Annotated in this window: 19 protein-coding genes, 1 tRNA gene and 2 riboswitches; of the genes, 10 read left to right on the top strand and 10 right to left on the bottom strand. The window is 63.8% G+C overall.

Features of this window, described 5'->3' with window-relative positions:
* The first annotated feature begins 103 nt into the window (after positions 1-103).
* Entirely contained in the window at positions 104-442 is a 339-nt protein-coding gene (locus JQ627_RS30075) for a PaaI family thioesterase (RefSeq protein WP_249143496.1), read from the top strand.
* A gap of 50 nt (positions 443-492) precedes the next feature.
* Here JQ627_RS30075 and JQ627_RS30070 read toward each other — a convergent pair whose 3' ends face one another.
* Entirely contained in the window at positions 493-711 is a 219-nt protein-coding gene (locus tag JQ627_RS30070) for a DUF3126 family protein (protein ID WP_007602550.1), read from the bottom strand.
* A gap of 122 nt (positions 712-833) precedes the next feature.
* Positions 834-1,658: a serine O-acetyltransferase gene (gene cysE / locus JQ627_RS30065; protein ID WP_212487995.1), complete on the bottom strand. Its 825-nt coding sequence runs from the start codon at positions 1,656-1,658 to the stop codon at positions 834-836.
* 277 nt (positions 1,659-1,935) lie between these two features.
* Here cysE and JQ627_RS30060 point away from each other — a divergent pair, with 277 nt between their 5' ends.
* Positions 1,936-3,312 (top strand): hypothetical protein, encoded by a 1,377-nt coding sequence (locus JQ627_RS30060; protein ID WP_212487994.1) that lies wholly within the window; start codon positions 1,936-1,938, stop codon positions 3,310-3,312.
* On the opposite strand, the gene JQ627_RS30055 is transcribed toward JQ627_RS30060, so the two are convergent.
* Together JQ627_RS30055 and JQ627_RS30050 are read right to left on the bottom strand one after the other, a co-directional pair.
* The gene (locus tag JQ627_RS30055; RefSeq protein WP_212487993.1) at positions 3,298-4,053 is read right to left on the bottom strand and encodes an alpha/beta fold hydrolase; all 756 of its coding nucleotides are present in this window, start codon (positions 4,051-4,053) and stop codon (positions 3,298-3,300) included. The genes JQ627_RS30060 and JQ627_RS30055 overlap by 15 nt on opposite strands.
* Positions 4,054-4,089: 36 nt before the next feature.
* Positions 4,090-5,226 carry a hypothetical protein gene (locus JQ627_RS30050; RefSeq protein ID WP_212487992.1) on the bottom strand — a complete coding sequence of 379 codons (1,137 nt, stop codon included), beginning with the start codon at positions 5,224-5,226 and terminating at the stop codon, positions 4,090-4,092.
* Positions 5,227-5,533: 307 nt separating this feature from the next.
* On the opposite strand from JQ627_RS30050, the gene JQ627_RS30045 reads away from it, so the two are divergent.
* Entirely contained in the window at positions 5,534-5,779 is a 246-nt protein-coding gene (locus tag JQ627_RS30045) for a zinc-finger domain-containing protein (protein WP_008562814.1), read from the top strand.
* 19 nt (positions 5,780-5,798) lie between these two features.
* A complete protein-coding gene (locus JQ627_RS30040) occupies positions 5,799-7,001 on the top strand; it encodes an FAD-dependent monooxygenase (RefSeq protein WP_212487991.1) in 1,203 nt (400 codons plus the stop codon).
* Between the two features lie 21 nt (positions 7,002-7,022).
* Here the strand turns inward: JQ627_RS30040 and JQ627_RS30035 are convergent, their stop codons facing one another.
* Positions 7,023-7,445 carry a twin-arginine translocation pathway signal gene (locus tag JQ627_RS30035; protein WP_212487990.1) on the bottom strand — a complete coding sequence of 141 codons (423 nt, stop codon included), beginning with the start codon at positions 7,443-7,445 and terminating at the stop codon, positions 7,023-7,025.
* 175 nt (positions 7,446-7,620) lie between these two features.
* Here JQ627_RS30035 and JQ627_RS30030 point away from each other — a divergent pair.
* Positions 7,621-7,709, top strand: a tRNA-Leu gene (locus JQ627_RS30030).
* A gap of 277 nt (positions 7,710-7,986) precedes the next feature.
* Here JQ627_RS30030 and JQ627_RS30025 read toward each other — a convergent pair.
* Both JQ627_RS30025 and JQ627_RS30020 read right to left on the bottom strand, forming a co-directional pair.
* Positions 7,987-9,639, bottom strand: a complete 1,653-nt coding sequence (locus JQ627_RS30025; protein WP_249143495.1) for a hypothetical protein — start codon at positions 9,637-9,639, stop codon at positions 7,987-7,989.
* Complete coding sequence (locus JQ627_RS30020) at positions 9,636-10,967, bottom strand: hypothetical protein (RefSeq protein WP_212487989.1); 1,332 nt, start codon at positions 10,965-10,967, stop codon at positions 9,636-9,638. The genes JQ627_RS30025 and JQ627_RS30020 overlap by 4 nt, the downstream gene beginning before the upstream one ends.
* A 371-nt stretch (positions 10,968-11,338) precedes the next feature.
* On the opposite strand from JQ627_RS30020, the gene JQ627_RS30015 reads away from it, so the two are divergent.
* Positions 11,339-12,541, top strand: a complete 1,203-nt coding sequence (locus tag JQ627_RS30015; RefSeq protein ID WP_409363826.1) for a multidrug effflux MFS transporter — start codon at positions 11,339-11,341, stop codon at positions 12,539-12,541.
* A 204-nt stretch (positions 12,542-12,745) separates the two neighbouring features.
* On the opposite strand, the gene JQ627_RS30010 is transcribed toward JQ627_RS30015, so the two are convergent.
* The 3 genes from JQ627_RS30010 to JQ627_RS30000 all read right to left on the bottom strand — a co-directional run bounded on the left by JQ627_RS30010 (position 12,746) and on the right by JQ627_RS30000 (position 17,940).
* Positions 12,746-14,341, bottom strand: a complete 1,596-nt coding sequence (locus tag JQ627_RS30010) for a glycosyltransferase family 39 protein (RefSeq protein ID WP_249143494.1) — start codon at positions 14,339-14,341, stop codon at positions 12,746-12,748.
* Between the two features lie 228 nt (positions 14,342-14,569).
* Positions 14,570-16,177: an ABC transporter substrate-binding protein gene (locus JQ627_RS30005; RefSeq protein ID WP_212487986.1), complete on the bottom strand. Its 1,608-nt coding sequence runs from the start codon at positions 16,175-16,177 to the stop codon at positions 14,570-14,572.
* A 155-nt stretch (positions 16,178-16,332) separates the two neighbouring features.
* Positions 16,333-17,940, bottom strand: coding sequence for an ABC transporter substrate-binding protein (locus JQ627_RS30000; protein WP_212487985.1), 1,608 nt, complete (start codon positions 17,938-17,940; stop codon positions 16,333-16,335).
* 267 nt (positions 17,941-18,207) lie between these two features.
* On the opposite strand from JQ627_RS30000, the gene JQ627_RS29995 reads away from it, so the two are divergent.
* The 4 genes from JQ627_RS29995 (at position 18,208) to JQ627_RS29980 (ending at position 23,051) form a co-directional block, all read left to right on the top strand.
* A complete protein-coding gene (locus JQ627_RS29995; protein WP_212487984.1) occupies positions 18,208-19,338 on the top strand; it encodes a M20/M25/M40 family metallo-hydrolase in 1,131 nt (376 codons plus the stop codon).
* A gap of 94 nt (positions 19,339-19,432) precedes the next feature.
* Positions 19,433-19,537, top strand: a riboswitch (glycine riboswitch).
* A gap of 3 nt (positions 19,538-19,540) precedes the next feature.
* Positions 19,541-19,654: riboswitch (glycine riboswitch) on the top strand.
* Positions 19,655-19,720: 66 nt separating this feature from the next.
* The gene (locus tag JQ627_RS29990; protein ID WP_212487983.1) at positions 19,721-21,019 is read left to right on the top strand and encodes a D-amino acid dehydrogenase; all 1,299 of its coding nucleotides are present in this window, start codon (positions 19,721-19,723) and stop codon (positions 21,017-21,019) included.
* Positions 21,020-21,201: 182 nt separating this feature from the next.
* Positions 21,202-22,143, top strand: coding sequence for an ABC transporter permease (locus tag JQ627_RS29985; RefSeq protein WP_212487982.1), 942 nt, complete (start codon positions 21,202-21,204; stop codon positions 22,141-22,143).
* A 20-nt stretch (positions 22,144-22,163) separates the two neighbouring features.
* Positions 22,164-23,051: an ABC transporter permease gene (locus JQ627_RS29980; RefSeq protein WP_212487981.1), complete on the top strand. Its 888-nt coding sequence runs from the start codon at positions 22,164-22,166 to the stop codon at positions 23,049-23,051.
* The last annotated feature ends 5 nt before the right edge of the window (positions 23,052-23,056 follow it).

Genomic DNA, 23,056 nt, shown 5'->3' with positions numbered 1-23,056 from the left:
CGCGGCATTGACCGGCTGCTAGGCTCACCGACGAAAGCGTGGTGATCGACGTGAGCGACGCGGCAGCAAATCTCCCACCCGGCGCCCAATTGCTGGGCCGCGAATGGCTCGGCTTCGACGAGACGGGACAAACAGCGCTGATCCGCTTTCAGGCCCAGAGCGCGTTCACCAACAGGCACGGGACAACGGCTTCCTGGCGGCGATGCTCGACTCCGCCACCGGGATTTGCGCGCTGGCGGCGCTCGCGCCCGACCTGACGGTGGTGACCAAGAGCCTGGATACGCGCTTCCTGAAGCCTGCGGCGGTCGGCCCCATCACCGCGCGTGCGCGGGTCATCGAGCGAACGGATCGCGACATGGTCGTGCAAGCCGACCTCGTCGATGCCGAGAGCATCATCGTGGCCGATGCCACGGCGCGTCTGCGCATTCTTGCGAAGAAATAGAATAAGGGGTCGCGCAAAGCGCGGCCCCAATGAGCGACACGATCGCCGCGTTATTCCTGATCGACGAGATCGTCCTCGAGGATCGCCATCTGGAACTGGAACGAGCGATCATCATCCTCGTCGTCGACGAAGAGCACGCCGATGAACTCCTCGCCGATATAGACCTCGGCGGAATCATCCTTCTTCGGCCGCGGCACGACGCGGATCTTGGGATTGCCGAATACGCGCTTCAGATACGCGTCCAGCTTTCTGACTTCTTTGACGTCCACGGCAAGTCTCCGATCGAAATTGGTCGGCGGGTTTTAGGACGAGATGCGACGAACCGCCAGCATGAATTGCCAAAGAATTTGGGGACGAAAAGGACCGGAGAATCCGGCCCTTACACGCTAGCTCAAAGCCCCATCGCGTTGATCATCTGATCCATGGTGCGCGACGGTTCGGCGCAGCCGGCTTCGCCGACGATCTTGGCGGGCACACCGGCAACCGTGACGTTGTGCGGCACCGGCTTGACCACGACCGAGCCCGCCGCGATGCGCGCGCAATGGCCGATCTCGATGTTGCCGAGGATTTTCGCGCCGGCGCCGATCAGCACGCCGTGGCGGATTTTGGGATGACGGTCCTCGTTCTCCTTGCCGGTACCGCCGAGCGTGACGCCGTGCAGGATCGAGACGTCGTCCTCGATCACCGCGGTCTCACCGCAGACGAAGCCGGTGGCGTGGTCGAGGAAGATGCCGCGGCCGATGCGCGCGGCGGGATTGATGTCGGTCTGGAACACCGCCGAGGCGCGGCTCTGGAGATAATACGCAAAGTCCTTGCGGCCCTTCAGCCAGAGCCAGTGCGCGAGGCGATGGGTCTGGATGGCGTGAAAGCCCTTGAAGTAGAGCAAGGGGTCGATGAAGCGCGCCGTCGCGGGATCGCGATCATAGACGGCGACGAGGTCGGCGCGGAAGGCGTTGCCGAGATCGGGATCGTCGCGCAGCGCCTCGTCATAGGTCTGGCGCACGAGATCACCCGAGAGCGCGGAATGATCGAGCCGGTCGGCAAGACGGTGGATCACCGAATCTTCCAGGCGGCTGTGATGCAGCACCGTCGAATAGATGAAGGTCGCAAGCTCAGGCTCGCGATGGACGATGTCCTCCGCTTCGCCGCGAATCCGATCCCAGATCGGATCAAGCGTTGCGAGCTTTCCTCCCGGATTGACCTGATGAACTGCCATGAGATCTGCTCTTTCGAATTGGGCTCGTTTTGCTGGCTCTATACCACAGTCTAGGCGACAAAGTCCTGACGGGCTTGCCTGAGAGTGAACAGTGCCTTGCCCCGCGAAAGCATGCCAACGCGTTGAAACACAACAGTTTCTTCTGACGCCCCCGAGCGGCTAGGTCGGCTCAAAATGGTCAGGGTTTTGCCAAATTCAAGCCGGGCGGCTTCAAACTATTGGTGAATTCCGCCTCAACGGCTATTGCGGGCATGGTCCCGAAGACGACGGAGCGGATTTGAGCATCACCACCGAACAATTGCGCGCGCGCGCCGCGGGCTCGTTTTGGCTGCGGCTGGCGGCGGTGGCGCTGCCCCTCCTCCTGATCGCACCGGCATTCTGGAATGGCTATCCGCTGTTACAATGGGATACCGGCGGCTATCTGGCGCGCTGGTACGAGGGCTATCTGGTCCCGAGCCGCTCCACCGTGTTCGGCCTCTATCTGCACTATGGCGAGAATTTCGGTTTCTGGATCAACCTCGCGGTCCAGTCGCTGGCGACGCTGTGGCTGCTGCAGCTGACGCTGCGCGTACTCGGATTGATGCAGACGTTTCGCTTCGTCGCGATCAGCCTGCTCCTGATCCTGTCGACCGCGTTGCCCTGGCTCGCGAGCATGCTGCTCACGGACATCTTTGCAGGGCTCTCGATCCTGTCGCTGTTCCTGCTGGTCGTCGGCGGCAGCAGGATTTCAACGCTCGAGAAAATCTCGCTGTTCGTCTTCACAGCCTTTGCCGCGGCGACCCACAGCGCCACGCTCGGCGTGCTGTTCGGGCTCTGCGCCGCCGGCTGGATCGCGCGGCCGTTTCTGGGGCGCCGTCTCCCGATTGCCGGATTGACGCAGGCGAGCCTGACCATCGTCGTGGGCGGCCTGATGCTGGTGTCGGCGAACCACGCGCTGTCAGGCAAATGGGCCTGGACGCCCGGGGGCTACGGCGTCGCCTTCGGCCGTATGATGCAGGATGGCATCGTCGCGCGCTTCCTCAATGACCACTGCCCGCGCGAACACTTCAAGCTCTGTCCCTACCGCAACGAATTGCCGGCAACCGCCGACGAGTTCCTGTGGGGCAGGAGCATGTTCAACACGCTCGGCCGCTTCGAAGGCATGAATGACGAGATGGGCTATATCGTCGTGCATTCGCTCGCCGACTATCCGGCCTGGCAGGCCGGCGCGGCGCTGCGGGCGATGGGCCAGCAACTGATGCATGTCGCGACCGGCGAAGGCACCAATGTCTGGATTGGACACACCTACGGCATCATCGAGCGCTACCTCCCGGCGCAGGTCGCGCCGATGCGCGCGGCGCGGCAACAGAATCACGGCCTCGATTTCGATCACGTCAACTGGCTGCACGTTCCCGTCGCGCTGGCCTCGATGCTGGCGCTCATCATATTGCTCGCGCATGCGCTCGCAAACCGCCGGCTCGACGATCTGACGCTGCTCGCAGCGACCGTCACGCTGGCGCTGCTCGGCAACGCCTTCATCTGCGGCGTGATCTCGGGCCCCCACGATCGCTACGGCGCGCGGATGGTGTGGGTTGCCACCTTCGTCGTGCTGACGGCGCTGACGCGTCGCCTGAGCGACGACGAACCGTCGGACGAGACCTCAGCCGCGGCGTGAGAGAAAGTCGAGCACGCCGGTCTTGTAGACCTTGTCGCCGACCGCGCGCATGTGATCGCGGTTCGGGATGTCGAGCACTTCCGATCTCGGGATGATGGCGCCGAGCGCGCCGGCGGATCCTGCGACGTCGTCGGTCGAGCCGACCGCGATCAGCACGGGCACGTCGATGCGCGCTGCTTCGTCCTTCGTCATGAGGTCACGCGTGCCGCGCAGGCAGGCGGCGAGCGCACGACGATCAGAACGGGTCTGTTCGGCGAAGGCGCGAAACGTGCGGCCGACGGGATCGGTGACGTCGTCGAGCGAGGGCGCTTCCAGCGCCTTCGCGACGTTCTCGCCGGGCCCGGTACCCTCGATCAGGCCACCGATACCGATGCCGCCGAGGATCGCCGAGCGCAGGCGCTGCGGCTCGTTGAGGGAGAGCCAGGCCGTCATCCGTCCGCCCATCGAATAGCCCATGATGTCGGCCTGCGGAATCGCGAGGTGATCCATCAGCGCGAGCACGTCACCGGCCATGGTCGGGATCGAGTACTGCTTGGGCTCGTAGAGTTTTGCGCTTTCGCCATGCCCGCGATTGTCGAGCGCGATGACGCGGCGGCCGTTCTTGCGCAATTCCGAGACCCAGGTCGGATAGACCCAGTTCACGTTCTTGCTCGAGGCAAAGCCGTGCACCAGGATGATCGGATCGCCCTCGCCTTCGTCGAGATAGGCAATTTCAACGTCGCCGTTGTGAAAGCTCGGCATCAGCAGTTCCGCAGTCTTGAGGGGAGAGGTTTGATCTTAGGCCGTGACGGCCGCGTTCGCCAGAGCGGCGTCAGCGGCAAGTTTCGCGCGGCGGAGCCCGCGCGCCCGTCTGCGGTCGCACCAGGCCTGGGTCAGGCGCTCCGTCGTCGCCTTGATTGAAGACAGCAGGCCGAACAGCGTCAGTGCCGCGCCGAACAGCCAGAGCGCTAGATCGAACATGCCGCCGGCGAGTAGCAGCGCGCCGCGGCCGAGCAGCTTCATGATCGCGCGGGTCTTGCCGCCCTGCGCTTCCGCAAGCCGGGCCGCGCGCGCGACGTCCTTCGGGCCTTCGGCGATGCGCAGCGTATCCATGGCGCCGCGCGTGCCGGTCTTTTCGGCAACGCGGGTGACGTCCTTCCCGAGCCGGACCAGCGCACCGGCCTTCTCGGCACGGAACGCCGCCTTGATCGCGCTCACGGTCTCGCCGGGCCGGAACACAGAACCCTTGGCGACGGCGTTCTGGAGCATCGGCGTATCGACCACCTCACGCGCCGACCGGCCGGCCCATAAGGCAAGTCCCTCGCCGAGCCGTCCAACCTTGCGGGCATCCTTCACCAGCGTCAGTCCGGCACGAACAGGCGCAGCGCCGCCGACCGACACGTAGGTCACGGCCGTCACGGCAAGGCCCGCGGTCGCAAGCCCCAGCACCAGGCGATCGGTGTCCTCGCCCATGGCGAGGTGCTTGCCCTCGCGCACGACGTCCCTGATGTCGCCGATCACGAAAAGATCGCCGGCGACGGTTCCGGACAGGCTCGCGACATCGTCGGCGTTGCCGGTGACGAGGCCGGTTGCGAACCGTTTGGCGAAATGCCGGGTCGAATTTTCTTCCCTCACCGCATCGCTCACGCGATTGAGGAGGTCGTCGGGCAGCGCGATGTTGCGATCACGCGCCAGCGCGACAAAACTGTCAGCGAGATCGGCGTCGCCGGCGGCGAGCGCGGCCTCGATATTGTCCTGAACCAGGCGGTCGTTCTGCCGCAGCAGCGCATCGAGCCTGAGCTCGGAGAGCGTCGCCGGATCGTCCTGGGCTGCGATGATCGCGCCAGCCTCGCGGGTATGCGGCGCTACCTGCGCGAGCATGAAGCTGCATGCCGCAATACCGGTCAACGCTGCGCTGATTCGCAGCCACTTCATGCCAAGAGCCTGGACGGTCCCGAGATCATTTGCGCCTGATGGTTGGTATTTCGTCGCAATTCCGCTCGCCCAAAGACATAGTACGCCAAAATTGCGACACAACGTCCCCGACGAAAGAAGGGCTTCTCTCTGGCCGTAAGATTGTGTCGAATTTGCATGAGCAAATGAGCATGGGGCAATTGCGAACCTTTCGGTTCCGCTGGACTAGCAATCATCTGTACCCACCAGTATGGTCCGCGGCGCCTCAAAGATGCCGCGTCAGTATTTGATTGTGTCTGCCGCCATTGCCACTCCAGGATGAACTACGATGTCCGACCATGTCGTCCCGCACTTCCATAACGATGCCGGTGTCCCCGTCATCGAGATCGGCTCGCAAGAGTTCATGTGCGTCGGCGCCAACCCTCCGTTCGATCATCCGCACGTCTTCCTGGACCTCGGCAACGACAACGAGATCATCTGCCCCTATTGCTCGACGCTGTACCGTTTCGCCGCCGACCTGAAGCCGGGCGAAGCCCGTCCGCCGGAATGCGTGCTGAAGGACAAGGTGGCCTGACCGCCTCTCACGGTCAGGGGTGGCGCTCTCCAGAACGATTGTCATCGCCGGTGCCGGCATCGGTGGACTGACGGCCGCGCTTGCGCTCGCAGCCCGCGGCTTCCGCATCGTCGTGCTGGAGAAGGCCGAGCGGCTTGAGGAAGTCGGCGCCGGCCTGCAACTCTCCCCCAATGCCAGCCGCGTGCTGGTCGAGCTCGGCCTCACCGAGAGGCTCAGGCTGCGCGCCGTCACGCCTGAGGCGCTCTGCGTCATGAGCGCGCGGGCCGGCGGCGAACTGCTGCGCATGCCGCTCGGCGAAGCCGCTTCCGCGCGGGCTGGCGCCCCCTATTGGGTGGTGCACCGCGCCGACCTGCAATCCGCACTGGCCGGTGCGGTTGCCGATCACCCCGATATAGACCTGAAGTTGGGTGCGACCTTCGAGGATGTGGCGCCCCACGCCAAGGGACTGACGGTCGTCCATCGCAGCGGCACGATACGCCGCAGCGATCTGGCCAGTGCGCTGATCGGCGCCGACGGCATCTGGTCGACAGTACGCCAGCATCTGTTTCCCGAGGTGCAACCGCGCTTCTCCGGCCTGATCGCCTGGCGCGGCACGCTCGATGCCACGCAACTGCCGAAGGATTTTACCGCGCGGCGGGTGCAGCTCTGGATGGGTCCGAACGCCCATCTCGTCGCCTATCCCATCGCCGGCGGGCGCCAGATCAACGTGGTCGCCGTGCTGCCGGGGACCTGGAACAGGCCCGGCTGGAGCACGCCGGGCGACCCGCTCGAGGTGATGGACGCCTTCGCGGCACCGCGCTGGCCATCGCCGGCCAGGATGATGCTCACCCCGGTCGACAATTGGCGCAAATGGGCGCTGTTCGGCGTGCCCGACGGCTGCCCCTGGAGCGAGGGACCAATCGGCCTGCTCGGCGACGCCGTGCATGCGATGCTGCCATTCGCGGCCCAGGGCGCCGGCATGGCGATCGAGGATGCCGCCGTGCTCGCTCAGCATCTGAGCCTCGAGGCTGCCGAGAGCGCGGCCGGCGTCACGGCGGCGCTGAAGCAATATGGCCGCGCGCGACAGGCGCGGGTGCGGCGGGTGCAGCGGACGGCGCGGCAGCAGGGCCGCATCTATCATCTCGGCGGGCCGCTCGCGATCGCGCGCGATGTTGCGATCCGCGCGCTCGGCCCGGAGCGCATGCTGGCGCGGCAGGACTGGATCTACGGCTGGCGGCCGTGATGGGGGCGCAGTCGTGCCGGCTCAGCGAACGGCGGCGCCAGATCGCGGGGCGGGCTTGATGACCGGCGGCTGCGGCGCCGAGGCCGTCGGCGCCGCGTTCGGCGGCGTCTCCCGGCACCTGTTGCGGCGCCAGGCGTCTTCGGCAAGCTGCGCCGAGCCGCGCACCGCGATGTAGTCGTTGCGATAGGCGAGCTCGGACACGACGGCGCCTCCGGCGCCGGTCTCGGCCTTGTCCATCAGCTTCTGTAAATCGGCGGTGCGGCTCGCAAGCGTCTTGCGCTCGGCCTCGAGCTGCTTGCAGTCGTACAATTCGTATTTGCCGGGATCGGCAAAGGCCGGGGCGACCGTCTCGCTCATGCCGGCGCAGCCAGACAGCGCGGCGCCCGCCAACAGCACAACAAGCGCGCCGCGGAAGCGCAGCGGAGAGGAAAGCGAAGCAGTCATGCCGGATGAATAGTCCCCGTGGATTGAGAATGCCTAAAGCAACAACAGATGTCCGGATTGAGGCTTTGCGTTGCGCGGCCGGCTCGCTTAAGGAAGAACCGGCCATCCGGCCCACAAAACGCGCCAATTCCAGACGGCCGGAGGTGGACTTAACTATTTGATCTCGTTGGATCAAGCGGGCATGGCGAAATTGGTAGACGCAAGGGACTTAAAATCCCTCGGCTCGTGAGAGCTGTGCCGGTTCGACCCCGGCTGCCCGCACCAACTTTTCGACGCTATGCGATTGGCGCAAGACGTCGCCCGGCCCACCAAAAAAAGGGAACGAGGTCATTTCTCTGCGGCCATTCCAATTGAATTGGGCTCTCATCGCCATCGCTTTAGCCTGCTTCTGCTGCAGCCTGCTGCTGACCGATTTTCGCATCGACTGGACGAGCTATCTCGTCCTGCTCGGAATCTGGTCTTCTCGAACCGAATTCAAGCAAACGAGCTTGCATCCCGGCGATTGCTGGAAGCTTCCTCGATAAACCGTTGTGATCTCGCCTTACGGAGTGACAATGTCCAGCCTGTCGCGCGATGGGAGCGATGCCTTGAATGCCCACAACGCTGAAGCCACCACCGCCTTGTCGGCCAGCGGGGTGATGTAAAAATCGACATCTTGCGACGACAAGGTCACACTTTTTGTTCGCAGCACGGCAACCTTCCTCCAGCTTGACGGTACGCCCTTGGCAAACCACGAGCTGTAGATCATGACGACACCCACGTGGTGATCTTCTGCAAGGGCCGCCATCTGTGCCGGACCATATTCTCCCATCATTCTCGCCTTGCGTACCTGCTCCGATCCAAGGCCCCAGAGATCCAGCGTGTAGTTGTCATTGCCGTACGCGACCATCCCGAGATCGTTGACTCCGACCGGACGCCCGTAAAACGACTGCGCGAAACGCGCCATCTGATGTTGCTGCTCGTAGACGTCGCTCGCTCCCAGCGGCGTTGCCACTGCCGCCGTCACGTAAGGAATCGCGGCGACACCAAGCCCCAAAACCATGCCAATCTTTGCGCGGACCCATTGCAGTCCGGAAAGCTCGGGCTTGAGCTTTGCGGCCCCCCACACCAACGCGGCCGCGGCGAGCGCCATGATGTAGACCTCGTAGCGATTGAACCACCCGTACTGACCGCATGCGAGATGAGCCCCAACGGCAAAGATCACGGTCAGAAAGACGATCAGAACTTTGCGATCGGCGCGCAACAAATTGGCACACCATGCAACTGCAAGGCCGAGCGCGATGAGCCGTAGTCCGTACGACGTCGTCATGCTCCGCAGCACGTTCCTGACGATAGCTGGCAGTTCGCTCGCAGGCTCATCGAGAGTGGTCAGATAGCCCTTCAACAACACGGAACTTGGCAGCAACGGCAGCCCGCGCGAGGCCATGAAAACGCAATAACCCGATAGACTTACGGCGACAACGACCGCCGCGCCAGCCGCAAAGCGGCGCTGGTCCAGCAGCGCGAACGCCACGATTGCGGCACAGGCGAACGCGATCCCTTCAAAGCGGATCAGAGGAAGCAGCACCAGTGCAGCGAAGTGGAGCGGCGTTGGCGCAAATCCACGGGTGGTCGCGACAAGACCCGTGAAGGTCACGATTGTCGCGCAGACGTGAACACTGTGCTCCATGCCGGTCATGGGGAGTGCGACGGCGCTGGTGATGAAAATCACGAGTAGCGTGATCAGACAAGTGAACGGCAACTCTTCACCATCGAAGAGGCCACTCGCCTCCAGAAATCGCATGATGGCGAAGATCGTTGAGCCCGCCGCTGCAATATTGATCAGCAATGGACCGAGCGGGCCTAAATGGAGCGTTTCGGTCAAAGCCAGGAAATACGGCCAGATGATTGATGAACTTGGTGATGAATATTCGCTGACATTGATCCCGTAGCCACCCGAAAGAATCTGGTCGGCGACCGCAAGATGGATATACGCATCGTCCAGTGAGAAGAAGAGCCTGGAGTCACACAGCAGCAGGACGGCGATGACTTCCAGGGCAAGAAGGGCCAACCAGATAAGCAGGGCCGAAGTTGAAGGCTGGGTCCAGGCATTTACGGCTGAAGATCCCGGCAAGGTCGGTTCATCTGGGCAACAGCCCGCCGAAGCATCGGTGGCAAGGGGCTGCTGATCTGCCGGCATCGCGACATCGGTCATGGTTGCGCGCCGTCCACCTCGAGGCGCTTCGGCTCGGCGCGAAAGTCGGCGAGCAGGATCCAGAAGCACAGCAGGGAGATCATGAGAAGGATGTAGCTGCCATCGAACTGCGTCCCTGTCAGCGAGATCTGTGCCGGCAACAGGAGGCCGAATGTGAGGAAGGTTGCGAGCGCAATGGCCGGAAGATCGACGACGAGGATCGTCGCATAGAGCGCCAGCTCGAAGAAGGCATACTCCTTCAGGCGCGGCGAGCTGAGATAGAGCGCGAACATCGCCAGCACGGTGATGCGCATCGCCGCGCGGGGATGATCCATCAGCCAGCGATCCAGCCGCATCGGGAGCGACCCCCCTCCCCGCACCGGCCAGCCGCCGATCGCGCGCAGGACGGACAGAGCGAACGGTACGAGCACGAGCGCGCCGGCGAACAGCGCATAGGTTGCGAACAGCGCCGGCTTGCTGTCACCCAGACCAGCATGGTCCGTCAGGCTGTGCGCGAGTAGCAGCAGCGACGGGTTGGTCTCCAGGAGATCGACGGAATGCTGGCCGGGGATCTGTCCGCCGACCGCAAGCTGCCAGCTTGCGAACAGCTCGGGATAAAACAGCTTCGACGCCAGGATCGGTAGCACGAAGCCGACCGTCGCCGCCGCGATCAACAACAGCTTGCGCGCACGCGGCAGCGGCAGGAAATAGAGCGCGGCGAGCACGGGAAAGAACACGAGCTTGAACGAGGTCACGAGGCCGAGCAGCGCGGCGCCGGCAAGCCGCAAGCGAAAGCTTGGGTCATCGCTCGTTCCGGAGGCGGCCGGACGCAGCAGCAGCGTCAGCGCAAGAGCGGTGAACACACCGCTCAGGATCGCGAAATTCCCGGAGGCCTGCACCCATTCGAAGCCGACGAACGCGCCGAGCACGCAGAGCACTCTCAGCGCGACATCGCGCACATTCGTGCGTTTGTGACCAAGACCAGGCAGGAGCAACCCGCAGAGCACGGCGAGAGCGAGAAAGATGCCGCGGTAATGATCGATCAGGAGGCCGCCCGCGCAGAAAGGGCGGAACACGTCGAGCGTCACGGGCAGATAGGGATAAGAGAGCCCGGTGCCCTTGAGATTTTTGACGAAATAGGGATCGCGCCCGTCGGCATGCGCCTCGACCGCCGCGCAATTGACGCGCACGTCCCAGCCATATTTCACGTCCAGCCTGGCATCGTTGGCGAGATTGCCGAGCACCAGCAGCGCGGTCAGCGCGAGCAGGCAGGCCAGCCAGATGTTCCGTCTCGCAGCCGTGTCGGCCGCGGGCTCCAACCATCGTGCTGCACCGGACAAGTCGGACACAGGCGGATACCTTGTTAAGCTTGGTTTCTCTCGGCGCCGCTGCGGCGCCTCATCGTCTCAGCCGCACTGTGGGCAGAATGCGTTTCGGTTTCATCCTGCTGGACGGACAGGCCGCGCCGGTCGGCGATCTTTAGGGAGGGATGGTGAATCACTGGTTTCCGGCCAGCGGGCGATTGCGCGATCTGTGGAGCCCGGCCGGCAAGGAAAGGTGGGCTCCTCACCAATTCTTGCCTTCCCGGGCCCGCCTGACAGCCATCCCGAAACAGGGGTTGTGCAACGCAGCATCTGCGTGGATAAAGCTCTCGATTTCAGGGGTGAGCTTCTTGTCCGACGTCAATGCCGACGATTGGGTGTCCTCGGGACACCGGCCCATGGGTTTTCCAGAATTCGTCATCGTGATCGCGTCCATCATGGCGCTGAATCCGCTTGCGATGGACATGATGCTGCCGGCGCTGCCCAACATCGGGGCAGCCTTCACCATTCCCAATGCCAACCATCTTCAACTGGTGCTCTCGACCTTCCTGATCGGCTTCGGCGCAGGCCAGTTCGTCATGGGCCCGTTGTCGGACCGCTTCGGCCGCCGCCCGGTGCTGCTCGGCGGCATGGCCGTCTATGCGGTGGCGAGCGTGCTGGCGGTCGCCGCGCCCTCGTTCGAGACGCTCCTGCTGGCGCGCGCGCTACAAGGGCTCGGCACGTCGGCAACGCGCGTGATCGCGACCTCGATCGTGCGCGACTGTTATGTCGGCCGCCGGATGGCGAGCGTGATGTCGCTCGCCATGATGGTGTTCATCGCGGTGCCCGTGATCGCGCCGTCGTTCGGGCAGGCGGTGCTGCTGGTAACGCAATGGCGCGGCATCTTCGTCGTGCTGATGCTCTACGGATTGCTCGCGCTCGCATGGAGCGTGCTGCGGCTGCCTGAAACCCTCCCCGAGTCCGAGCGCAGGTCGCTGGCGCCCGCCGACGTGCTCTCGGCGTTCCGGCAGACCGTGACGAACCGCCAGACCATCGGCTATGCCACGGCCGCCGGCAGCGTGATAGGCGCGCTCTTTGCCTATGTCTTCTCGGCGCAGCAGGTCTTCACCGGCATCTATCATCTCGGCCATTATTTCCCGCTCGCATTCGCGGCGATCGCGGCCGGCACTGCCATCGCCGGCTTCCTCAATGCAAAACTGGTCGGACGGCTCGGCATGCGCGTGATCTCGCACGGCGCGCTGACGCTCTACACCGCGGTGGCGGGCGTGATGCTGCTGACGGAAAGCCTCGGCATGCTGCCGCTCTCCCTGTTCATGGCGCTGTCTGCCCTGATGATGTTCTCGTTCGGCATGATGGTCGCGAACTTCACCGCGCTCGCCATGGAGCCGCAGGGCCACATCGCCGGCACCGCATCCTCGCTCTACGGCTCGATCACGACGCTGATCGGCATCGTCGTCGGCATGGCGATCGGGCAGAGCTTCGACGGCACATTGCTGCCGTTCTCGGTCGGCTTCTTCCTGTCGACGCTCGCTGCGCTTGCCATCGTGCTGGTGGTGGAGAAGGGACGGCTGTTCAAGCCGCATCATCGCCCGATCGTGTGAGGAACTTCCCGGCGGCCTCGATGTTGTACTGCAGCAATTCGAAAGGCCGCCGCAATGGAACTGGAACTCAGCGAAGACCATCAGACCTCGGGTCCGGCGGAAACGAAACCTCCTGAGCCGAATGCTGAGCAGGCCCCATTCACCGCGCCTTTCGCGAGCGAGGGCCTCGAGCGGGTGCGCGACAGCCATTGCTGAACGCGAGCGCTACTCCGCAGCCCGCCTGCTGGCGCTGAAATCCTGCGCGGCGCTCTCGGGCGTTGCGCTGCTCGTCCGCGGTGGCACCATCAACACGACCACCTCCCGCGTCAGGCCCGGCTTGCCCCAAAGCGTCGCCTGCACGGTGAACTCGCGTCGGACGAAATGCTCGGTGCGCGCAGACACGGACTGCATCCACCTGCCGCAATGGTCCTGGCCGCTGAAACAGAGCGCGGCCCAACCGCGATCCAATGTCGTCTTGCGCGGCACGCCCCATGTGTACTGAAATTCAAACGGTCGCGCGTAAGACGGATGGTCCGGGCTGTAGAATGCGGTCGCAAAGGCCAGCGAATCGTCGCCGCTGACGGCGCCGAGCGGCTCGCCTGTCAGTTCGCGCCACTCGCGGGTGAGCTCGTCAGCGACCTGCATGTAGAGATTCCGGCCCTCTTCGTAGCCGTGATTGTTGCGATAGACGGCGTGAATCGGCGCGGCGACGAAGACAGCGGCTAGCCCAACGATCGCGGTGATCACCGTGAGGTTGACGGTGTAGAACCGCTCGATCGGGTAGCGCGTGCCGCAAACGATCAGCACGACGAACAGGAACAGCCCTTGCAACGCCCATAGCGACGGCAGATCGGTGCCCATCGCCAGCGACGTCAGGACCGGCAGCACGATCGTGCCGATCGCTACGTAGAAAAGGAGCCGCAGACCAGAGCTCATCACGGCGAAATCGGCCGGGAATTGCTTCAGCCGCGTGCCCGCGATGAACACCCAGATGACGGCTGATGCGCCGAGGGCCGCCACCAGTCCGAGCAGGAAGTTCTGCACTTCACCGAGTGAGCTCACGATGTTGCCGTTGGCGTGCGCCATCGCGTAGGTGAAGGCCGACGCGCCAGCGGTCGCTAGCCAATAGATGTGCGGCGACAGCGCCGCGAGCCCGGTGACGACCGAGATCCAGGGCGAAGCGGAGGTGAAATAGGCGCGGCGCGCGGGATGCGCCAGCGCGGCCAATGCAAAGCTCGCGACGAGGAAGACCGAATAATATTTGCCGGCCATCGCCAGCGCCGTCGTGCATCCTGCGGCGACCGCCCAGGCCGCGCTGCGGGTCTCGAACGCGCGCAGAAAACACCAGGTCGCGAGCGGCCAGACCGCAAGCAGCACCGCATTGGCGTTGAAGCGCTGGGCGTGGAACTGATAGGCCGGCGTCAGCATCAAGAGCAGCAGCACCAGGATGCGCTTGTGCCCGGTCACGAACTGCAGTGCGATCCGGTCGACGAAAAACAGCGCGAGCCCGGCATTGGCCATCGCCATTAGTTGCAGCGACCAGTCGCTGAGCGGGAAGACCGAGGTCCATACCGCCGTGACCCAACCCATCAGCGGCGGATGCTTGTGATAGCCCCACGCGAAACGGCGCCCGAGCGTCCAGGCCTCGAGCGTGTCGGGGTGCAGGCCGCTGCCGGCATAGGCGATGGCCAGATAGAGCGTCCAGATCGCAACGAAGCACGCAATGAGAAGCGGAACGGCCCAGCCCGCCTCGACGGTGTCGAGCCAGCGCAGGAACGGCCGGCGCCATCGGGCCGGCGCGCGATCGGACCGTTCGGCCATCGCCCGGAGTGCAAAATCAATCGGCACAGGAATCAATACGGGAAGGAAGTGATGTGCGAGCTGCGCACATCTATTTCAGAACAGAAACAAATAGCAATGATTGGAAACTGGAAGAGTTAAAGACTGACACGAGGCTGACAAACGAAAACGGCGCCGCCGATGACAGCGACGCCGTGTAACGCTCGGACCGAAGGTGCGAGATGCACCTTCCCTTACCTGGATTTGGCCTCACTCGGTCTTGTCGATGTTCCAGAACACCGGCGTCGCCGGGCCGTCGATCACACCGGTGATCGACTTCCGCCACGCGCTTGGAGACTGATACTGACCTAGCGGCATGTAGAGTACCTGATCGTAGGCTTCCTTCTGGATCTCGACTGCGACCTTCTTCTGATCGTCGAGCGAAGCTGCACGAACGAAGGTGTCCTTGAGCTGCTCGATCCTGGCGTCCTCGGCCCAGCCGAACCAGCCGCCCTTCTTGCCCTGCCCGCCGACAGCGACGTTGGAGATCGGGTTGACCACGTCGGCGCTGACCCAGTTTGTGATGAACATGTTCCAGCCGCCCTCCTTCGGGGGCTTCTGGCTGGCGCGCCGGCTCACCACCGTCTGCCAGTCAGTGGCCTGCAAATCGACCTTGAAGCCGGCTTCGCGGAGTTGCTGGGCCACCACGATCGGTTGAGCCTTCAGCGTCAGCACGTCGCCCGGCGCCATGAGCACGACGGGTGTCCCGTCGTAACCGGATTCGGCGAGCGCCTTCCTGGCCGCAACGATGTCGCCGCCCTTCGCGAGGGTCTCACCGCCAATCTCTGTCGCGAATGGCGTGTCGCAGATAAACATCGCGGCGCAAGCCTTGTAGTATTTGGGATCGCCGATCAGCGCGTCCAGCACGTCCTTCTGCTTGATCGCCAGGAGTGCAGCGCGGCGGACCTTGACGTTATCGAACGGCGGATGGAGGAAGTTCATCCGCGCGCCGGTCTGGAATCCGAACTTGTTCAGGATCTCGAGCTTGAGCCCCTTGTCGGCTTCGATGGCGGGCAACATTTCGATGGCAGGAATCTCCATGAAATCGATGTCACCCGACTGAAGCGCGTTCAACGCCGTCTGCGCGTCCGGCATCGTAATCCATTCGACGCGATCGACCTTCACCACCTTGCCGCCGGCGGTCCAGCTCGCCGGCTCCTTGCGCGGCACATAGTCGGTGTTCTTGACGTAGATCGACTTCACCCCGGGCTGAAATTCGCTCTGCACGAATTTGAAGGGGCCGGAGCCGATCTGCTCGGGAATCTGCTTGTCCACCGGCGTCTCGGCCAGACGCTTCGGCATCATGAAAGCGACCCGCGACGACGGCTTGCCGATCGAGTCCAGCACCAGCGCGTACGGCTCCTTCAGTTTCAGCGTGACCGTCTTGGGGTCGGTCGCCTCGATACTCGCAGTGAACAGCATCATCTGCTGCCCCATGCCGTCGACCGCGGCCCAGCGCTTCAGCGAGGCAACGCAGTCTTCCGCCGTCACCGGCGTGCCGTCATGCCACTTCAGGCCGTCACGCAGCGTGAAGGTGTAGGTCAGCTTGTCGTCGGAGATCTTCCAGTCCGCCATCTGCGGCTGGATCTTGAAGTTCGAATCCGTCGCGATCAGCGTGTCGTAGATCATGTAGCCATGATCACGCGAGATATAGGCGCTGGTGAAAATCGGATCGAGGATGCGCAGATCCGAATGCATCACGGCGGTAACGGTCTTGCCTGCGGCGAGAACCGGCGAGGCCAGTGCCGAGAGCGCCACGACTGAAATCGCAAGTGTGGAGGCGAAAGAACGACGTCCCCGGCGCATGGGTTGGAGCACTGAAGTTCTCCTGAGAAATTTTCTTGGGAGGTTCTCTGGAAATTCTCTTGGAAGCTCTCTTGGGAAATTCTCCTGGCGAGCGGCGCCGCTGATGACAGCGGCGCCGCGTAACGATCGGGACGAGAGGCGCGCGACGCGCCTTCCCTTCCCTGGCCTTACTCGGACTTGTCGATGTTCCAGAACAGCGGGGTCGCCGGGCCATCGAGCACGCCGGTGAGCGACTTCCGCCACGCGCTCGGCGCCAGGTACTGGCCGAGCGGCACGTAGATCACCTGGTCGTAGGCTTCCTTCTGGATCTCGGCCGCGATCTTCTTCTGATCGTCGAGCGAGGCGGCGCGAACGAAGTCGTCCTTGAGCTTCTCGATCTTGGCGTTCTCCGCCCAGCCGAACCAACCCTTCTTGCCCTGGCCGCCGATCGAGAGATTGGCGATCGGGTTGGACACGTCGGCGCTGACCCAGTTGGTGAAGAACATGTTCCAGCCGCCCTCCTTCGGGGGCTTCTGGCTGGCGCGACGGCTCACCACCGTCTGCCAGTCGGTCGCCTGCGCGTCGACCTTGAAGCCGGCCTCGCGGAGCAGCTGCACCGCAACGGTCGGCTGCGCCTTCAGCGTCACGACGTCGCCGGGCACCATGACCACGACGGGCGTGCCGTCATAGCCGGACTCGGCGAGCGCCTTCTTGGCTTCGGCCATGCCGTTGCCCTTGACCAGCGATTCCGAGCCGACGTCGGTGGCGAACGGCGTATCGCAGATGAAGAACGCACCGCAGATCTTGTAGTATTTGGGATTGCCGACGAGCGCGTCGAGCACGTCCTTCTGGTTCATCGCCAGAAGTGCGGCACGGCGGATCTTCGGATTGTCGAAGGGCGGATAGAGGAAGTTCATGCGCCCGAGGGTCTGGTAGCCGAACTTGTTCAGCGTCTCGACCTTGAGGTCGGCATTGCCTTCAAGCACGGGCAGCAGATCCCACGGCGGCACTTCCATGAAGTCGATGTCGCCCGATTGCAGCGCGTTCACTGCGGTCTGCGCATCCGGCATGGTGATCCATTCGACGCGATCGACCTTGACCAGCTTGCCGCCGGCAGTCCAGCTCGACGCCTCCTTGCGCGGCACGTAGTCGGTGTTCTTGACGTAGACCGCCTTCACGCCGGGCTGGAATTCGCCCTGCACGAACTTGAACGGACCCGAGCCGACCTGCTCGGGGATCTGCTTGTCCGGCGGCGTTTCAGCGAGACGCTTCGGCATCATGAAGGCGACGCGCGAGGACGGCTTGCCGATGGATTCGAGCACGAGGCCGTAAGGCTCCTTCAGCTTCAGCGTGATCGTCTTGGGGTCGGTCGCCTCGATGCTCGCAGTAAACTGCATCATCTGCTGGCCCATGCCGTCGACCGCGGCCCAGCGCTTCAGCGAAGCGACGCAGTCTTCCGCCGTCACCGGCGTACCGTCGTGCCACTTCAGGCCGTCGCGCAGCGTGAAGGTGTAGGTGAGCTTGTCGTCGGAGATCTTCCAGTCCGCCATCTGCGGCTGGATCTTGAAGTTCGAGTCCGTCGCGATCAGCGTGTCGTAGACCATGTAGCCATGGTCACGCGTGATGTAGGCGGTGGTGAAAATCGGATCGATGATGCGCAGATCCGAATGCATCACCGCGGTGATGGTCTTGCCGGCGGCAAACACCGGCGAGGCCATCGCCGTCGAAAGCGCGACGACCGACAGCGCAAGTGTGGAGACGAACGCGCGACGCCCCCGGCGCATCAAGCTCAACATAAAAGTTTCTCCTGACGTGAAACTGTTCAAAGGCAGATTATTGGTTGAGCATCAGGATCATTCGTTAGGCGAACTAACCTCATGCAATGCCTTTATCTTTCGAGACTTGCAGACAGTGTTGAGCGCGTCAATCCGGTTTCGGTGCAGCCCATGGCATCACACGCACGGGCTCCACAAAGATCGGTTTAGCTCTACAACACTCCCGGCCTGTCCTGCCCCGCGCCAATGCAATGCGCGTTCCATCTTTGAAGCTTGAGAGACATTAAGATGAATCCAGCCAATCTTCCCTTCGATTCCGAGGCGATGCTCGAGGGTCTGCGCACCTGGGTGGAATGCGAGAGCCCAACCTGGGACGCGGACGCCGTGAACCGAATGCTCGATATCGCAGCGCGGGATATGGCGATCATGGGTGCGACGATCGAACGCATCGGCGGCCGGCAGGGCTTTGGCGGCGTCATCCGCGCGCGCTTCCCGCATCCGAAACAGGGCGAGCCGGGCATCCTGATCGCCGGGCACATGGATACCGTCCACCCGGTCGGCACCATTGAGAAGCTGAAATGGCGGCGCGAGGGCAACAAGTGCTACGGCCCCGGCATCTATGACATGAAGGGTGGCAACTACCTTTCGCTGGAAGCGATCCGGCAGCTGGCGCGCGCGTCCTTCACCACGCCCCTGCCGATCACCGTCCTGTTCACGCCGGACGAGGAAGTCGGTACCCCCTCGACGCGCGACATCATCGAAGCGGAAGCCGCGCGCAACAAATATGTGCTGGTGCCCGAGCCCGGCCGTGCGGACAACGGCGTTACTACCGGACGTTACGCCATCGCGCGCTTCAATCTCGAGGCGACGGGAAGACCGAGCCATGCCGGCGCGACATTGTCAGCGGGACGCTCGGCGATCCGCGAGATGGCGCGGCAGATCCTCGCCATCGACGCGATGACGACCGATGATTGCACCTTCTCGGTCGGTGTCGTGCACGGCGGACAATGGGTCAATTGCGTTGCCACGACCGCCACCGGCGAGGCGCTGTCCATGGCCAAGCGCCAGGCCGATCTCGACCGCGGCGTCGAGCGGATGCTGGCGCTGTCGGGCACGACCAACGATGTCACTTTCAAGGTGACGCGCGGCGTCACGCGCCCCGTATGGGAGCCGGATGCCGGCACCATGGCGCTGTATGAAAAGGCGCGCGGTATCGCAAAATCGCTCGGCGCCGAACTGCCGCATGCGAGTTCCGGCGGCGGCTCCGACGGCAATTTCACCGGCGCGATGGGCATCCCGACACTCGACGGCCTCGGCGTGCGTGGCGGCAATGGCCACACGCTGGAGGAGTTCATCGAGGTCGAGAGCCTGGTCGAGCGCGCCCGCCTGATGGCGGGACTGCTGGCGACACTCGAGTGAATGAATCGGCTTCGCACTGCACAATGCATTGGCAGTCGCGATTGAAATTTGGCCTTGTCTAAAAATGAGGCGCATCGTACTGGTCGATTGTCCACGCGACGATGCGGGAGAGATCGCAACGATGGCTTTCAGCTTTCGTTGCGGCGCCGACGGAGCAACCGCCCCGGAAACTCTCAGGCAAAAGGACTGTATCGTCAGGACGATCTGGAGAGAGACGGCGCGATTCAAGGTCGTGACGTCCACCGAAGGGGATAGTCCGCAAGCTGACCTCGTCGAGGTCCGCGCCGGATCAAGCTCTCAGGTAACCGTGACAGATGGGGCGCCGCCAACGGCCTTTGGCCGGCGGTTCGCCTATCCTAACTCACGGGAGCCCCGAACTACCATGACCCATATCGCCATCATCGGCGCCGGCATCACCGGCGTAACGACCGCCTATGCCCTGCTCGAACGCGGCTACAAGGTGACGGTGCTCGACAAGCACCGCTACGCCGCGATGGAAACGTCCTTCGCCAATGGCGGACAGCTCTCCGCCAGCAATGCCGAAGTGTGGAACAGCACCACAACGATCCTGAAAGGGCTGCGCTGGATGTTCCGGCGCGACGCGCCGCTGCTGATGAACCCGCGGCCGAACTGGCACAAATATTCGTGGATGAGCGAGTTCGTGGCCAACATCGGCAACTACCGCGCCAACACGGTTCAGACCACGCGGCTCGCGATCGAAGCCCGCAAGCATCTGTTCGATATCGCGACGCGCGAAGGCATCGACTTCGATCTCGAACGCCGCGGCATCCTCCACATCTATCACGACAAGAAGGGGTTTGAATCCGGCCTGCGCGTCAACGCGCTGTTGCAGGAAGGCGGCCTCGATCGGCATCCGGTGACGCCGGAGGAAATCCGCGCCATCGAGCCGACGCTGCGGAAGGATTATTACGGCGGCTTCTACACGCCGTCGGATGCGACCGGCGATATCCACAAGTTTACCCGCGGGCTCTCAGAAGCCTGCAAGCGGCGCGGCGCGACCTTCATCCATGAAGCCAATATCGATTCCATCGCCCGGGCAGGCGGCGGCTTTGTCATCGGCTGGGCTGATCTCTCCGCAAGCGACACGGGCGCGTCCGCGCGCGGCATGTTGAAAGCGGACGGCGTCGTGGTCTGCGCCGGTGTGGCCAGCCGTCACTTCGCCGCACTTCTCGACGAGCGCGTCAACGTCTATCCGGTGAAGGGCTATTCCATCACCGTTCAGCTCGACACCACTGAGAGCCGCAACGCGACGCCCACCGTGAGCCTGCTCGACGAAGCCGCAAAAATCGTCACCAGCCGGCTTGGCGCGGATCGTTTCCGCGTTGCCGGCACTGCCGAATTCAACGACTTCAACCGCGACATCCGCGCCGATCGCGTGCAGCCGCTGGTCGACTGGGTGCGCAGCAACTTCCCCGCCGTCGAGACGTCCAAGGTCGTGCCCTGGGCCGGGCTGCGGCCGATGATGCCGAACATGATGCCGGTGGTGCGCGCAGGACGGATGCCGGGCGTGTTCTTCAACACCGGCCACGGCCATCTCGGCTGGACCTTGTCGGCCGCGACCGCGCAGATGATTGCCGGAACCATCGACGGCTGGCGCGGGCTCAACGCACCGCCGACCGCACCGTCACAGGTTGAGCGCGAGTTGCGTCATGCATCCTGAGTGGTTCCGATCGGACGCAGGCCGCCCCCTTGATACCGCCCTGCCCTTGGCACACAATTTGCCCCGAAAGGTCGGCATCTCCGGCCGGCCTTCCCAGTCCGAATGACAGGCGCGCATGATAGACACGATCGAATCCACGGGCGCCTTGGGGCCCCATAAGTTCCGCAGCCGGAGATAGGTGCATGCTAGGTTATCTCATTCGCCGCGTTCTGGCCGCGGTGCCCGTGATGGGCGTCGTCGCGCTGTTCGTATTCCTGCTGCTGCGGCTGACGCCGGGCGACCCCGCCGCGATTCTCGCCGGCGACAACGCGACACCTGAGCGGCTTGAGCGCATCCGCGACTCGCTCGGCCTGAACGAGCCGCTGATCGTCCAGTTCGTCACCTGGGTGAACAAGCTGCTGCACGGCGATCTCGGGACGTCGCTGATCTCCAACCTGCCGGTCATGAAGATGATCAGCCAGCGCGTCGAGCCGTCGATCTCGATCGCGCTGTCGACCATCATCCTCGCCGTCATCATCGCCGTGCCGCTCGGCGTCATCGCGGCGTGGAAGCACGGCACCTGGATCGACCGTTTCGTGATGGGTCTATCCGTGCTCGGCTTCTCGGTGCCGGTGTTCGTGGTCGGCTACATCCTGATCGAGATCTTCGCCATCGATCTGCGCTGGGTACCGGTGCAGGGCTTCCGCAGCATCTTTAACGGCTTTGGGCCGTTTTTCGAACGCATCATCCTGCCGACCTGCGCGCTATCCTTCATCTATATCGCGCTGATCGCGCGCATGACGCGCGCGGCCATGCTCGACGTGCTCGGCGAGGACTACGTCCGCACTGCCCGCGCGAAGGGCATCAACGAGGTCGCCGTGATGATGCGGCATGCGCTGCGCAATGCCGCGGTGCCCGTCATCACCGTGATCGGCACCGGCTTTGCGCTGCTGATCTCCGGCGTCGTCGTCACCGAGAGCGTGTTCAACATCCCCGGCATCGGCCGCCTCACCGTGGACGCTGTGCTGGCGCGCGACTATCCGGTGATCCAGGCGATGATCCTGCTGACGTCGCTGATCTATGTCGTCGTCAATCTCCTGATCGACGTCGCCTATACGCTGCTCGATCCCCGGATCCGGTACTAGGGCCAAGGATAACAACAAAGATGTCGGTCGATAGCCTTCCCCAGTCGTCCATTCCGATCACGTCGCCGCTGCGGCCGCGCTTCGGCTTCCTCACCTCGACACCGATCATCGCGGCGGCCACGGCCTTGCTCGCGTTGATCGTGCTGGTCTCGATCCTGGCGCCGCTGATCGCACCGCACGATCCGGTCCAGCTTGCGCCCTCGCAGCGGCTGAAGCCGGCCTCGGCGCAGTTCCTGCTCGGCACCGACGCCTATGGCCGTGACCTGTTGTCGCGCGTCATCTATGGCGGCCGCATCTCGCTCCTGATCGGCATCGGCTCGGCGATCCTGTCGATCGTCATCGGCCTTGCTATCGGCCTCGTCTCCGGCTTCTTCAAGCTGGTCGATGCCGTCCTGATGCGCGTCATGGACGGCCTCATGGCGATGCCGAGCATCCTGCTCGCGATCGCTGTGGTCTCGCTGTCCGGCGCCAGCCTCTGGACCGTGCTGGTCGCGATCACAATTCCGGAAATTCCGCGCGTGGCACGCCTGGTGCGCTCGGTCGTGCTGTCCGCGCGCGAGGAGCCTTACGTCGAGGCCGCGATCTCGGTCGGCTCCAGCCTGCCGAAGATCATGTGGCGCCATCTGATGCCGAACACGATCGCGCCGCTGATCGTCCAAGGCACCTATGTCTGCGCCTCCGCGATCCTGACCGAGGCCATCCTCTCCTTCCTCGGCGCCGGCATCTCGCCGGAGACGCCGACCTGGGGCAACATCATGGCCGAGGGCCGCCAGTATTTTCAGCTCAAGCCGACGCTGATCTTCTGGCCGGGCCTGCTGCTCTCGATCGCCATCCTCAGCATCAATTTGATCGGCGACGCTGCCCGCGACGCCCTCGATCCCCGCATGAAGCAGCGGGAGGGCAAGTGATGGCG

The organism is Bradyrhizobium liaoningense, assembly GCF_018130785.1.
GTDB classification, from domain to species: Bacteria; Pseudomonadota; Alphaproteobacteria; order Rhizobiales; family Xanthobacteraceae; genus Bradyrhizobium; species Bradyrhizobium liaoningense_A.
This window is presented reverse-complemented; position numbering and strand designations above follow the sequence as displayed.

Excerpts from the sequence above, each read along its gene's own strand:
- JQ627_RS30075 (WP_249143496.1), top strand. The coding sequence starts at position 104 with ATGGCTCGGCTTCGACGAGACGGGACAAACAGCGCTGATCCGCTTTCA.
- cysE (WP_212487995.1), bottom strand. The coding sequence starts at position 1,658 with ATGGCAGTTCATCAGGTCAATCCGGGAGGAAAGCTCGCAACGCTTGAT.
- JQ627_RS30055 (WP_212487993.1), bottom strand. The coding sequence starts at position 4,053 with ATGCCGAGCTTTCACAACGGCGACGTTGAAATTGCCTATCTCGACGAA.
- JQ627_RS30050 (WP_212487992.1), bottom strand. The coding sequence starts at position 5,226 with ATGAAGTGGCTGCGAATCAGCGCAGCGTTGACCGGTATTGCGGCATGC.
- JQ627_RS30045 (WP_008562814.1), top strand. The coding sequence starts at position 5,534 with ATGTCCGACCATGTCGTCCCGCACTTCCATAACGATGCCGGTGTCCCC.
- JQ627_RS30035 (WP_212487990.1), bottom strand. The coding sequence starts at position 7,445 with ATGACTGCTTCGCTTTCCTCTCCGCTGCGCTTCCGCGGCGCGCTTGTT.
- JQ627_RS30025 (WP_249143495.1), bottom strand. The coding sequence starts at position 9,639 with ATGACCGATGTCGCGATGCCGGCAGATCAGCAGCCCCTTGCCACCGAT.
- JQ627_RS30015 (WP_409363826.1), top strand. The coding sequence starts at position 11,339 with ATGGGTTTTCCAGAATTCGTCATCGTGATCGCGTCCATCATGGCGCTG.
- JQ627_RS30010 (WP_249143494.1), bottom strand. The coding sequence starts at position 14,341 with ATGGCCGAACGGTCCGATCGCGCGCCGGCCCGATGGCGCCGGCCGTTC.
- JQ627_RS30000 (WP_212487985.1), bottom strand. The coding sequence starts at position 17,940 with ATGTTGAGCTTGATGCGCCGGGGGCGTCGCGCGTTCGTCTCCACACTT.
- JQ627_RS29995 (WP_212487984.1), top strand. The coding sequence starts at position 18,208 with ATGAATCCAGCCAATCTTCCCTTCGATTCCGAGGCGATGCTCGAGGGT.
- JQ627_RS29990 (WP_212487983.1), top strand. The coding sequence starts at position 19,721 with ATGACCCATATCGCCATCATCGGCGCCGGCATCACCGGCGTAACGACC.
- JQ627_RS29985 (WP_212487982.1), top strand. The coding sequence starts at position 21,202 with ATGCTAGGTTATCTCATTCGCCGCGTTCTGGCCGCGGTGCCCGTGATG.
- JQ627_RS29980 (WP_212487981.1), top strand. The coding sequence starts at position 22,164 with ATGTCGGTCGATAGCCTTCCCCAGTCGTCCATTCCGATCACGTCGCCG.